Source organism: Hydrogenophaga intermedia (assembly GCF_000723405.1).
Taxonomy (GTDB): Bacteria; Pseudomonadota; Gammaproteobacteria; order Burkholderiales; family Burkholderiaceae_C; genus Hydrogenophaga; species Hydrogenophaga intermedia.
In genome coordinates this window covers 25,461-37,872 of the sequence record NZ_CCAE010000025.1, presented here as the reverse complement: position 1 = coordinate 37,872, position 12,412 = coordinate 25,461, and the positions used below count along the sequence as shown (strand labels likewise).

11 protein-coding genes are annotated in these 12,412 nt (G+C 71.7%); 3 read left to right on the top strand and 8 right to left on the bottom strand.

The window, feature by feature from the left end:
* The 4 genes from BN948_RS14895 to BN948_RS14880 form a co-directional block, all read right to left on the bottom strand.
* A complete protein-coding gene (locus tag BN948_RS14895) occupies positions 1-1,452 on the bottom strand; it encodes a hypothetical protein (RefSeq protein WP_009516899.1) in 1,452 nt (483 codons plus the stop codon).
* 146 nt (positions 1,453-1,598) lie between these two features.
* Entirely contained in the window at positions 1,599-2,186 is a 588-nt protein-coding gene (locus BN948_RS14890; protein ID WP_009516900.1) for a thioredoxin fold domain-containing protein, read from the bottom strand.
* A 29-nt stretch (positions 2,187-2,215) separates the two neighbouring features.
* A complete protein-coding gene (locus BN948_RS14885) occupies positions 2,216-2,635 on the bottom strand; it encodes an RcnB family protein (protein WP_009516901.1) in 420 nt (139 codons plus the stop codon).
* Positions 2,636-2,755: 120 nt separating this feature from the next.
* The gene (locus tag BN948_RS14880) at positions 2,756-3,244 is read right to left on the bottom strand and encodes a tellurite resistance TerB family protein (protein WP_009516902.1); all 489 of its coding nucleotides are present in this window, start codon (positions 3,242-3,244) and stop codon (positions 2,756-2,758) included.
* 211 nt (positions 3,245-3,455) lie between these two features.
* Between BN948_RS14880 and BN948_RS14875 the strand changes: the two genes are divergently transcribed.
* Positions 3,456-5,573 (top strand): Ig-like domain-containing protein, encoded by a 2,118-nt coding sequence (locus tag BN948_RS14875; RefSeq protein ID WP_009516903.1) that lies wholly within the window; start codon positions 3,456-3,458, stop codon positions 5,571-5,573.
* 39 nt (positions 5,574-5,612) lie between these two features.
* Positions 5,613-6,359, top strand: coding sequence for a tRNA-uridine aminocarboxypropyltransferase (locus BN948_RS14870; protein ID WP_009516904.1), 747 nt, complete (start codon positions 5,613-5,615; stop codon positions 6,357-6,359).
* Here BN948_RS14870 and BN948_RS14865 read toward each other — a convergent pair.
* Positions 6,356-7,210, bottom strand: a complete 855-nt coding sequence (locus BN948_RS14865) for a hypothetical protein (RefSeq protein WP_009516905.1) — start codon at positions 7,208-7,210, stop codon at positions 6,356-6,358. The genes BN948_RS14870 and BN948_RS14865 overlap by 4 nt on opposite strands.
* The gene (locus BN948_RS14860; protein WP_009516906.1) at positions 7,201-8,157 is read right to left on the bottom strand and encodes an alpha/beta fold hydrolase; all 957 of its coding nucleotides are present in this window, start codon (positions 8,155-8,157) and stop codon (positions 7,201-7,203) included. The genes BN948_RS14865 and BN948_RS14860 overlap by 10 nt, the downstream gene beginning before the upstream one ends.
* A 77-nt stretch (positions 8,158-8,234) precedes the next feature.
* Between BN948_RS14860 and BN948_RS14855 the strand changes: the two genes are divergently transcribed.
* Entirely contained in the window at positions 8,235-8,975 is a 741-nt protein-coding gene (locus BN948_RS14855) for an AraC family transcriptional regulator (RefSeq protein WP_009516907.1), read from the top strand.
* Positions 8,976-8,997: 22 nt separating this feature from the next.
* Here the strand turns inward: BN948_RS14855 and kdpE are convergent, their stop codons facing one another.
* Together kdpE and BN948_RS14845 are read right to left on the bottom strand one after the other, a co-directional pair.
* Positions 8,998-9,690 (bottom strand): two-component system response regulator KdpE, encoded by a 693-nt coding sequence (gene kdpE, locus BN948_RS14850; RefSeq protein ID WP_009516908.1) that lies wholly within the window; start codon positions 9,688-9,690, stop codon positions 8,998-9,000.
* Entirely contained in the window at positions 9,687-12,410 is a 2,724-nt protein-coding gene (locus tag BN948_RS14845) for a DUF4118 domain-containing protein (protein ID WP_009516909.1), read from the bottom strand. The genes kdpE and BN948_RS14845 overlap by 4 nt, the downstream gene beginning before the upstream one ends.
* Positions 12,411-12,412 lie beyond the last annotated feature (2 nt).

Here is a 12,412-nt window from a genome sequence, read left to right as displayed (position 1 = left end):
TCAGTACCCCACCGCGTTGAAGTCCACGAGGGTCAGGCTGGCGTCGGACATCACGACCACGACGGAGACGGGCGTGGTGGCGCCGGCGCCCGGGTTGGGGAAGCGGCGAATGCCGAGGTAGAGCGAACCGTCCTGCACCCAGATCAGCGGCCTGCCATCGCTGCCCAGGTTGTTCGAGAGCACTCCGTTGAGGGTGACCTGTGCCACGGCCACTGCGGGCACGGGCAACTTGATGATCAGCGCCTCCGGTGTGGCGCTCACGGTGGCGCCGCCCAGGCCGGCCTTGTCCAGGCTGGCCAGCAGCACGGGCACGGCGGTCAGGTCGACCTTGGCGAGCACGCGCGTGGGCAGTTCGCGCGGGCGCTGGTACACCTCGTCGAGGCGGCGGACACCGGCGGTCTGGCGCTGGCTCAGGGTGGTGCAGCGTGGGGTGCGACCATCCAGGGGGACCTCAAGGCCCAGCATCAGGCTGGTGCGCGCCTTCATGCCCGTGGCGCCGGCATCGTGCGCCAGCGTGAGGTTCCACTTGCCACGGCGCACGCCGAACGAGAGCCTGTCGCCCGCCACGCCCGTGTTGGCGTTGCCGTCGATCTGCCAGCAGCCCGGCAGCGCGTGGGTGTAGCCCAGGCCCGTGGTGGTGCGGCTGTCCTTTTCGCCGGAGCCGTCCTGGAAGCGGTAGCGCACCCTTTCGCGGCCCAGGGTGAACTTGAACTCGGCGTTGGCCCAGAGGGCGACGCCCATGCCCAGGTTGAAGCCCTGCAGGCGGCCGGGGGCGATTTCGCGGGGATCGACGAGGAAGCGGATGAGGGTGGGGGTTTCCTCCACCATCACGGCGTCCGGCACGTCAGGTTTGCGCGCGCGCGCCGTGTAGGCGCTGGCGTTGAGTTGCGTGAGCCACGATCCCTGATCGAAGCGCTTGATCACCCGCAGCAGGGCAGAGGTCTGGTCGACCGCCACCTCATCGGGGCCCGAATGGAACCGGTAGGTGTCGGTGTCGCGCAGCCAGCCCAGTGACAGGCCCAGGTGGAGGTCTTTCGTGGGCGAGTACAGGCCGTTGAGCATGAACTCCTGGTGCTCGGTGCCCGCGGACACGTTGGCGCCAAGGGCCCAGGTGTCGCCGAGCAGGCGCGCGTAGTCGATGTCGATGCGCGTGCCGCCACCAGCGCCCCAGTCACGCCCGAGCCGGGCGCCGATGCGGGCGTCGCGCGATTCGCTGCGGTACTGGGCGCCCGATTCGTTGAGGCTCAGGTCCCCTGCCTGGAGGTTCGGGCGGGTTTGATTGGCCTGGCCAGGGCGCCGGTCCGGCATGGTCGGGCTGCCGTCGGCCGGGGCCTGGGGCGTGGCTGGCGACGAGCCGGCTGGCGTGGGAAGGGACTGGGCGAGGCAGGGCGCGATGGCCAGCGGAGCCGCGAGGGCGGCCAATGCCCACCGGGCGAGCGGGGTGCGAGGCATGGAGCGGTCGAAGGATGGTTGGTGAAGCGCCCCACGCGTGAACGCGATGGGGGGTGCTCACCGAGTGTCATCCGAATGACCTACTTTACAGATGCCTCCATTGCACTAATTCATTACGTCTTATCGGCGGTCGGGCCCGGTCGTGCCTATTGACCGCTGAGCCCGACAAAGCTGGCGAGTTGCGCCGTGGGCATGGCCCCGGCCACGGTGCGCGCGCCGCCGCCCTGCGGGTCGCGCGCCACGATGAAGGGCACAGACTCCGCGCCCAGGCGATTGAGCAGCGCCGTGTTGTGCTTGATGGCGGCCTCGACGTCGGCGGGGATGCTGGCCGAGGCGGCGGTGCCGCCCTGGCCGGCGGTGAGGCTTTTCTCATGCGCCGACATGGCCTCGGCGGGGTTGGCCGCGCCCAGGATGGCCGCGCCCTGCGGCAGGCTCTTGGCATTGAGCAGGGCCACCGGCAGCCACACGAAGCGCGCCTGGCGCAGCAGCGGCTGGGACGACTCCCACAGCGCGGCGCAGTGCGGGCACTGCGGGTCGAACAGGACGTAGACGGTGTTGGCGGCCATCATGGCGCCCACGGTGAAGCCCTTGCCTTCGGCGGCGAGCACCTGAAGGGCCTGGGAGCGGTCGATGGGCGGGGCCGGTGGCGCGGCGTCGGGCTCGCGCGAGCAGGCGGACAAAAGGTGCATGGCCGCGAGGGCGGCCATGGAGGAGAGGGCGTGGCGGCGTTGCATGCCGCGATGATAGGACGCCCCGATGACGCTCAATTGAGGATGGCGTGGGCGATCAGACCGGTGGCCGCCGCGATCAGCAGGAACTCGCCGTTGACCTGCACCCAGTGGTGGCCGCGCGGCGGCTGGTACAGGCGCGGGTGGTGCTGCACTACCACGTAGCGTCCGCCGCGGTATTCGCGCGGCAGGTATTGGCCGCGGTGCCAGCGCGGGCCGCGGTTGTCGTAGTAGTGGTGTCGGTTCACTATGCGCACGTCGCGGTGGACATGGCGGTGCACGTCGCGTTGGACGTGGCGCGGACCGCGGTCGTAGACATGACGCTCGACGTGGCGCTCGACGCGCGGGCCGTCGTGCCGATGTCCGCGGCGGTGGTCGTCGCGGGCGAACGAGGCCGTGCTCACGGCCAGCGTGGCGGCGGCGACGGCGATCGAGATCAACGAACGGGCTTTCATGGCTGTCTCCTTTCGGGAGGTGTTGGTGAGCCTTCATCGTGCTCACGCCATGTATCGCGCCGGTAAACGCGGCGCAGCGCCATCGCAAAGATCGTTGCCGGGCTTGCAGCGGGCTTTGGCTCAGGGCAGCTCGGCGTGGCCGGACGGCGGCCCCGAATGCTGCGCGTGCATCTTGGCCGCGATGTACTCGCCGTGCGTGACGTGCAGCAGCCCCGCCACCTTGCGGATGACCGCGTTCTCGTGCACGTCCAGGTGCTCGTCGGCGTACGCCACCTCCCACATGGCCTCCACCATGGCCACCTTCTGGGCGTGCGTGAAGCGTTCGTTCAGCAGGCTCGTGAAGCGCTGGTAGTCGTAGGCGGTGCGCGCGGTTTCGTGGGCCAGTTCGATCAGTCGCTGCAGTTCGTCGTCGCTCAGTTCGAACTTGCGGCGCAGGGCGCGCAGCACGGCGTCGTATTCGTCTTCGTGCACCTCGGGCGCGGCGCGCATCACCTCCACCAGCAACACGGCGGTGGACAGGTGCAGGGTGTGGTCGCCGGGCGGGGTATCGGCCGGCGACGACAGCTCGCCGGTGAGTTGTTCGATCAGGTCCTTGATGGTTTTGAACATGAAGCCTCCATGACAAGGATGGACACGCTCCGTTGAACGGAGGTTCCGCCGCGCCCGCGCGTCGCGCACGCGACAGGCCACGGTACGCCCGACTCAGGGAAAACGCCAGACCCTCTGGTGTGCGCGGCGCGGCAGGCCTATAACCGCCGCTCGGAACAGCACCCTGCCAGGCCATCGAGCCGCGTTCAGCGGCCTTCCCAGGAGACAAGCCATGACCCCGACTCGCCCGCGCTGCCCGCGGCTGGCGTTCACGCTGGCCTTTTCCTTTGCCCTGTGGCCGATGCTTGCGCAGGCCGACGGCGTAACCGTGCGTTACGACGCCGAGGCCTCGCCTTTCCCCAGCAACCGCTACACCGTGCCCGACTTCGGCAACGCCACGCTGCGCCGCGTGAACCTGCCCAAGCCCGATTGCGCCATCCGGCCCAGCGACTGCGCCGACATCGACGTCATCAACACGCTCGACGGTTTCTCTACGCAACCGCGCATCACCGTGCCCTTCACCGGTGACATCGACCCCGCGTCGGTGAACAGCGACAGCATCTACCTCGTCAACCTGGGCGACGTGCTCACCCTGCGCGGCTTTGGCCAGCGGGTGGGCATCAACCAGGTGGTGTGGGACCCGGCGAGCAAGACCCTGGCCTTCGAGTCCGACGAGCTGCTGCAGGAGCGCTCGCGCTACCTGCTGGTGGTCACCAACGCCGTGCGCGACGCCAGCGGCAAGAAGTTGAAGAACGCCGACTTCCTGGGCGGGCGCGACGCCCACCTGCGCGAACTGCGCGACGCGCTGCCCATGGCGCGCGGTGGCGGGCGCGCGGTGGTGGCGGCCTCGCTGTTCACCACGCAGACGGCCACGGGCGACCTGCTCAAGATCCAGCGCCGCATCAAGGCCGGCACGCCCGCGCCCATGAACTTCATGGTAGGCAACGGCGGTGCCGTGCGCGCGCTGTTCCCCGTGGCGGGCCTGCAGGGCATCCAGTTCAACCGCCAGACCGGCACCGCGCCCACGTTCACGGCGGGCTTCCTGCCCACGCCCGCCTTGCAGGTGATGCCGGGCGCCGTGGGCCACGTGGCCTACGCGCGCTTCGATTCGCCCGAGTACCAGAACGCCGCCAAGGTGATCCCGCCGACGGACACGCTCACGGGCAACCCGCGCCCCTTGGGCCGCCAGGCGCTGACGGCCCAGTTCTTCCTGCCCGCGAGCCCCAGGCCGGCCGGCGGCTGGCCGGTGGCCATCTTCGGCCACGGCTTCACCGACAGCATGTACGGCGCCCCGTGGACGGTGGCCTCGGTGCTGGCGTCACAGGGCATCGCCACGCTGTCCATCAACGTGGTGGGCCACGGCGGCGGGGCGCAGGGCTACCTCAACGTGCTGCCCACGGCGGGCGCGCCGGTGCAGATCCCCGCTGGCGGGCGCGGCATCGACCAGGACGGTAACGGCAGCATCGACAGCACCGAAGGTGTGAACGCCGCCGCGCCGCAGACCATCGTCAGCAGCCGAGACGGCCTGCGCCAGACCGTCATCGATCTCATGCAACTGGTGCGCCAGGTGGAGGTGGGCGTCGACGTGGACGGCGACGGCTCGCGCGACCTCGACCCCGCGCGCATCTACTACGCGGGCCAGTCCTTCGGCGGCATCTACGGCACCATCCTGCTGGGCGTGGAGCGCAACATCAAGGCCGGCGTGCCCAACGTGCCCGGCGGCTCCATCACCGAGATCGCGCGCCTCAGCCCGTCGTTTCGCATCCTCACGGGCCTGAGCCTGGCCACGCGCCAGCCCGTGCTGCTGAACCTGCCGCCCACGCCCGAGCTGCCGGTGCCGCTCAACTTCAACGAGAACCTGCCCCTGCGCGACCAGCCGCCGCTGGTGAACACCGTTCCTGGCGCCATGGCCATCGCCGAGCTGCTGGACCGCAACGAGTGGGTGCAACAGTCGGGCAACCCGGTGTCCTACGCCGAGCTGATCCGCCGCGACCCGCCCCTGGGCCACGCGGCGAAGCCCGTCATCGTGCAGTTCGCCAAGGGAGACGTGACCGTGCCCAACCCCACCAGCAGCGCCATCGTGCGCGCGGGCGGCTTGAAGGACCGCGTCACCTACTACCGCAACGACCTGGCCTTTGCTGGCAACCCGGGCATTCCGAAGAACCCGCACACCTTCCTCACCAACATCGGCGTCGCGGCGGCCGCGCCGCTGGCGGTGGCGGCGCAGACGCAGATCGCGGTGTTCTTCGCCAGCCATGGTGCGACGGTGATCGATCCGGACGCGGGCGGGCCGCTGTTCGAGGTGCCGATTCAAGGCGACTTGCCAGAAGGTCTGAACTTCATCCCCTGACGCAACGGTGGCGCGGGGCGGCGGTACAGTCGCCGCCTTATGTCCCACGCCGTCTTCCGCCTGCGCGCCGCGCGCATGGCCGCCAGTGTCAAGCCTTTCGTGGCGCGCGGTGGCGCGGCCATTCGGTGCGAACGTTGCCGGCTCCTGCGGGCTTACTGCGTCTGCGATCTGCAGCCCCACGCGGACACGCGCGCGGGTGTCTGCCTCCTCATGGGCGACACAGAAGCATTCAAGCCCAGCAACACCGGCTGGCTGATCGCAGACGTGGTGGCCGACACCTGGGCCTTCGGCTGGTCGCGCACCGTCATCGACCCCGCGCTCATCGCGCTGCTCAATGACCCGCAATGGCAGCCCTGCGTGGTGTTCCCCGGCGAGTTCGTGGACCCGGCGCGCGTGATCGCCGCGCCGCCGCAGCCCGAGCCCGCCACGGCCAGCGCACCCGCGCGCCGCCCGCTGTTCGTGCTGCTCGACGGCACCTGGTCCGAGGCGCGCAAGATGTTCAACAAGAGCCGCTACCTCGACCCCTTCCCGGTGCTGAGCCTGCACCCCGACCATCCCTCCAGCTACCGCCTGCGCCGCGCGGCGCGCGACGACCATTTCTGCACCGCCGAGGTGGCGGCCTTGTGCCTGGCGCTGGCCGGCGAGCCGCGTGCGGCCGAGGCCCTGTCGTCCTGGCTCGGCGTGTTCACCGAGCACTACCTCAAGGGCAAGCAGAACCAGCCGGTGGACCACGAAGACCCGGTGCACCAGCGGCTGCGCGCGCTCGCGCCCGTCGCGGCACCTTAGCCGCAGCGCACCAGCGCGTTGCCGCCCGGCGCGGTCACGTCGGTTCGCCGCTCCAGCACCTCGGCCGGTGGGCCCGCGTCCTTCGACCCGGCTTCGGCGCCCGCGCGCAGACGAACAACGTCGCCGGGTGCCAGGCGCAGGCGGTCCGGCGCGGTCGCCACCCAGACCGGCGCATACCAATCGCCACCGTCCAGCACCTTGAGCTGACAGCCCAGGCGCAGCACGCGGCCGGCCGCCAGGTCGCTGTCGCGCAGCGCGTCCAGGCGGCGCAGGCCGGCCGCAGCGAAGTCGAAGGCCCAGGCCGGCACGGGGCCGCGCAGTGTCACCCGCCACTGCCCGGCCGGTGCGCCCGGCACCTGGCAGCGCGTGCCCGGGTGGGGGCCCAGGGCCGTGGCGCCGGCCTCGCCCAGCGCCGTGGCGGTGCCCGCGTAGACGCCGTGCAGCCGCGCCGGCACGCCGCCATCCGGGGCCGGCCAGGCCGCGCCCAGTCCGTGCACGTCCGCCACGGTGCCCCTGGACAGACGCACGCCAGGCGGCAGCAGCACCGTCACCGTGTGCCAGCGCATGCCCGAAGGCTGAGCGACGTCGGGCACACCGCACTCGCCTTCGACCAGCCGACCCTCGTCGAGCTCGCGCCGCGTCACACCGGCGCGCAGGGCCGCGTACAGCTCGGGGTGGCCGTCGCGCAGGGCGTTGCGGTCCGTCACCACGTCCAGCACCTGGGCCTGCGTCTCGCTCCCGGCGCGGGGCGCGGTTTCGCAGGCGGCCAGGGCGGCGCACAAGGCCAGCGTCATGAAGCGCCAGACCGCTGTGGTTCGGTCGCGGGCTGGCGCGGAGGGGGTCATGCGCATCGGGTCATCCATCGGTGGCGTGCCAGGAAAGGGCGGTAGCGCTGCGCCACGGCCAGCGGGTCCTCCATCATCGGCAAATGTCCCAGGCGGTCCAGCACCTGGATGTCCGCGTCGGGACGGTGCCAGCGCAGCGTGCGCGCGCCCGATACGTGGAACACCCGGTCGCGCCGGCCCCACAGCGTCAACAGCGGCGCGCGCACCCGCGCGAGGCGGCCCTCCAGCAGGTAGCGGTCGGCCACATGTTCCTTCCACAGGCGGTGATTCGACGGCGCACGCCGGATCGCGTCTTCGCGCGCCACGCGCAGGACGGGCCAGGGCAACCAGGGCCGCCGAGCGAACAGGCGCTCCAGCAGGGCGTCGAACTCCGCCGCGTCGTGTGCGATCAGCGGCGCCTGCCCCGCGTCGATCAGGCGGTCCGTCTCGCTGGCTTGCGGCGAGCGCAGGCCGTGCGGCGCGCCGATGAAGGCCAGGGAAGCCACGCGCCCAGGGTATTCGCTGGCCAGCAGCGCGCCCAGTACACCGCCCATGGAGCTGCCCGCCACGTGTGCGCGCTGCAGGCCAATGGCGTCCATGAAGGCGCGCAGGCGCTCCACCTGCTCGGCGTAGCCATAGCGCTGGTCGTCGTGCCGGTCGCTGGCGCCGAAGCCGGGCAGGTCGGGCACGATCACGCGGTGATGCGGCGTGAGCCGCCGCGCCAGATCGACCCAGTGGTCCTTCTCCGCGAAGATGCCGTGCAGCAAGAGCACCGGCTCGCCGCGCCCGCCTTCCAGATAATGCAGCGCGTGCCCGGCCACGCGGACCTGGCGTTCGCCCAGGCCCGCCAGCCGGCGGTTCATGTTCACCAGTGGAGCCTTGAGCAGATGGGACAGGCCCTTGCCTGCAGCGTTGATCAACCCGGCCTGTGGGGCCAGGCCCAGCGCCCAATGGTGGGCGGTACGAATCGACACCTCGTTCTCCTGTCGTGTGGTGGGATGGAGCCGTCACGGTATCGGTGGAGCGCGCGAGCGTCTTGGAGGTTTGGGCTGTGTTGAGCGGCAACGCGCTCACCCTGTGCGCCGACAAGGCGCTCTACCTTGGCGAGATCCCCGCCACCGGCTGGCACCGCCACGCCGCGCCGGTGCTGCTGCTGGGTTTGTCGGGGCGGTTTCGCCTGCTGTTGCCGGCGGGGCGCGTCGAGACCTGCCACAGCGCCTTGGTCGACGCCGGCGTGGAGCACGTGTTCGATCCGCAGGGCGAACGCGTCGCGCTGATGTACCTGGAACCCGACGCGCCCGAGGTGCGGCGCCTGCGGCCGGTGTTCGCGCGCCAGGGCCCGGTGATCGGCGAGCCGGTGCCGCGCTCGGTGAGCCGCTGGCACACCGAGCAGCGCCTGCACAGCTTCGACCTGCCCGCGCTGCTGGGGCGCGCGGGCCTGCCCGAGCTGCAGCCGGTGGACCCGCGCGTGCTGCGCAGCCTGCAGCGCCTGCGCGAAGCGGGCGAGGGCGTGCCCGATCGCGACGCGCTGGCGCGTTCGGCGCACCTGTCGGCCTCCCGCTTCAACCACTTGTTCAGCGACGAACTGGGGGTGAGCTTTCGCAGCTACCGCATCTGGACCCAGGTGCGCCGGGCCATGGCGGCCTACCGGCCCGACGGCAGCCTCACCGAGGCCGCGCTGGATGGTGCCTTCGCCGACTCGGCCCACTTCAGCCGAATGTTCCGCCACACCTTCGGCATGACGCCCTCCAGCGTGCTGCGCCCGCTGCGCGCGGTGAACCTGCTCGGCTGAGCACGCGCTTCAGATCACGTGCTCAGGCCACGAAGCGGTAGCCGATGCCGGTCTCGGTGAGCAGGTGCTTCGGCATCGCCGGGTTCTGCTCGATCTTCTTGCGCAGGTTGGCCATGTGCACGCGCACGTAGTGCGTGTCCTCTCGGTGGCCGGGGCCCCACACGGCCTGCAGCAGTTGCGCGTGGGTGATCACGCGCTCGGGCTGGCTGGCCAGGTGGGTGAGCAGCTTGTATTCGATGGGCGTGAGCCGCAGAGGCTCGCCCGCGCGCTGCACCTGGTGGCGCGCCAGGTCGATGGCCACCTCTCCGAAGTGGATGACCGATTCCCCGGCGGGCGTCTGCGCCAGGTGCCGGCGCAATTGCGCGCGCACGCGCGCCATCAGCTCACCCGATCCGAAGGGCTTGACGAGGTAGTCGTCGGCGCCCGCGTCCAGCGCCTCGATCTTGCTGGCCTCGGCGCTGCGCGCCGACAGCACGATCACCGGCACCGCCGACCACTGGCGCAGGTCGCGGATCAGGTCCACGCCGTCGCCATCGGGCAGGCCCAGGTCCAGCACCACCAGGTCGGGGCGGCGCGTGCCGGCCTCGATCAGGCCGCGCTGCAGGGTGGCGGCTTCGTGCACCTCGTGGCCTTCGGCCTGCAGGGTGAGCCGCACGAAACGGCGGATATCGGCCTCGTCTTCGACGACCAGGATCTGCGGGGCGTGTGTGCTCATTGCGTCGAATTGTCGGCCGGCGGCGTGCCGCGCGGCAGGGTGATCTCGATGCGCGCGCCTTCCACGCGGCCGTCGCGCTCGCGGTTGCGGCCCTCGATGCGTCCGCCGTGTGCTTCGACGATGGCGCGGCCGATGGCCAGGCCCAGGCCCACACCGGGCGTGGCGCTTTCGCGCGCGCCGCGCTCGAACTTCTCGAAGATCCGCGCTTCCTGGCCGCGCGGCAAGCCGGGGCCGTGGTCGTCCACGCACAGGCGCACCGACTCGGCGTCGGCCGCAGCCCACAGCCGGATGGCCGAGCCCGCCGGTGTGTACTTGGCGGCGTTCTCCAGCAGGTTCACCAGCACGCGCTCCATCAGCACGGCATCGAACTGCAGCAGCGGCAGATCGGCCGGCAGATGCACGTCGATCGCTCGGCCGTGCAGCGCATCGCCGCACGCCGCCAGCGCGCTGCCCACCACCTCTTCCAGCGGCTGCCACGCGCGCTGCAACGGCACCGCGCCGGCCTGCAGGCGCGCCATGTCCAGCAGGTTGGTCACCAGCGCCGCCATGCGCCGCGCCGACTGCGCGATGGCCTCGGCCAGCTCGGCCTGCGCGGGCGCCAGCGGCGGCGGCGTGAGGCGCAGCGCGTCGCCCAGGCCCACCAGCGAGGCCAGTGGCGTGCGCAGGTCGTGCGAGATGGCGGCCAGCAGCGAGTTGCGCAGGCGCTCCGACTCGATCTGCACCGTGCTGTGCTGCGCCACCTCGATGTAGTGGATGCGCTCGAGCGAGATGGCCAGCAGCGACGCGCAGGCCTGCAGCGCCCGGCGCTGCTCGGTGTCCAGGGCCTGGCGTTGGCCGGTGCCCGGTGCGACTGTGGCGCCAGGGTCGATCACCAGCGCGCCGCGTGTGCGCATCGGCGCCTTCAGCGGCACCACCAGCGTGGCGCTCGCGGGCAGGGTGTCGGTGCCACGGCCGGCGGGCTCGCCGCGCTCGAAGGCCCATTGCGTCACGGCCATGTCCACCGGCGCCTGCCCGCCGGGCAGGGCCTGCAGCCGGTCATGTTCGTCGGCGGCCAGCAAGGTGCTGCGCATGCCGAACTCGGCCTGCACGAAGCGCGCACCGATGTCGGCCACCTGCTCGGGCAGCAGCGCGGCCGACAGGTCGCGCGACATGTCGTGCAGCGCGCGCACGCGCCGTTCGCGCCGCGTGGCGGCGTCAGCCTGCTGGCGCAGCACCGCCGTGAGCTGCCCGATGGCCAAGGCCACCACCAGCATCACGGCGAAGGTGACGAGGTACTCCACGTCGCTTACCGCGAGCGTGAAGCGCGGCGGCACGAAGAAGAAGTCGAACAGCGCCACGCCCAGGAAGGCCGCCAGCACCGCAGGGCCGCGCCCGAACCGCAGCGCGATGCCCACCACCACGAGCAGGAAGATCATGACGATGTTGCTGAGCTCCAGCACCGGGATGAGCGGCGTGGCCAGCAAGGCCGTGAGCCCACAGGCCACGGTGGCGGCCACGTAGCCGGGCCAGCGCGGCCCGCGCGGCACCTCCCCGGGCGCGTGCGCGGGTTCGCTGCGTTCGCGCTGGCCGTGCGGCTCGGCCACGTGCAGCAGCTCCAGCTCGCCCGCCTGCGCGGCGATGCGCTCGGCCATGGGCCGCGCCCAGGGCCAGGCGCGGCGCGATCGGCCCAGCACCAGGCGCGTGAGGTTGTGCTCGCGCGCGTGGCGCACCAGCGCGGCGGCGGGGTCGCGGTCGCTGAAGCTGCTCACGCTGGCGCCCAGCGATTCGGCCAGGTCCAGCGCCTTCTGCGTGGCCGCATCGGGCTCGTGCGAGAGCGCCTGCACGTGCACCGCGTGCCAGGGCACGTCGAGTTGCGCGGCCATGCGCGCGGCGCTGCGCACCACCTTGTCGGCCGAGGCGCCTGGCCCCACGCAGGCCAGCAGCGATTCGCGGTTGGGCCACACCGGGCGCACCGCGCCCGCCTGGCGGAAGGCGCGCACCTCGTCGTCCACGCGGTCGGCGGTGCGGCGCAGGGCCAGTTCGCGCAGCGCCAGCAGGTTGCCCTTGCGAAAGAAGTTCGCGGCGGCGCGTTCGGCGCGCTGGTCGTCGCCCTCCCGCGTGGGCAGGTAGACCTTGCCGCTGTGCAGGCGCTCCAGCAGCTCGTCGGGCGGCAGGTCCACCACCACCACCTCGTCGGCCTCGTCGAACAGGCGGTCGGGCACCGTCTCCCACACGCGCACGCCCGTGATGCCGCTGACCACGTCGTTAAGGCTCTCGAGGTGTTGCACGTTCATCGTGGTCCACACATCGACCCCGGTGGCCAGCAGTTCCTCCGCGTCCTGCCAGCGCTTGGGGTGGCGCGATCCGGGCGCGTTGCTGTGGGCGAGTTCGTCGAGCAGCACCAGGGCCCCGGGGTGCGCCGCGCCGAAGGCCAGCGCCGCGTCGAGGTCGAACTCGTGCAGTGCATGGCCTTTGTGCGGCACGCTGCGCAAAGGCAGGCGCGGCAGCCCCTGCGTCAGCGCCTGCGTCTCGGGCCGGCCATGGGTTTCCACCACGCCGATGGTGACGGCCGTGCCCTCCGCCTGGGCGGCGCGTGCGGCCGAGAGCATGGCGTAGGTCTTGCCCACGCCCGCGGACGCGCCGAAAAAGATCTTCAGTCGCCCGCGCCGCGCCCGGTCCTCGTCGGCCTGCACCTGCGCGAGCAGGATGTCGGGATCGGGGCGCTGCGGGGTGTCGTTCATGG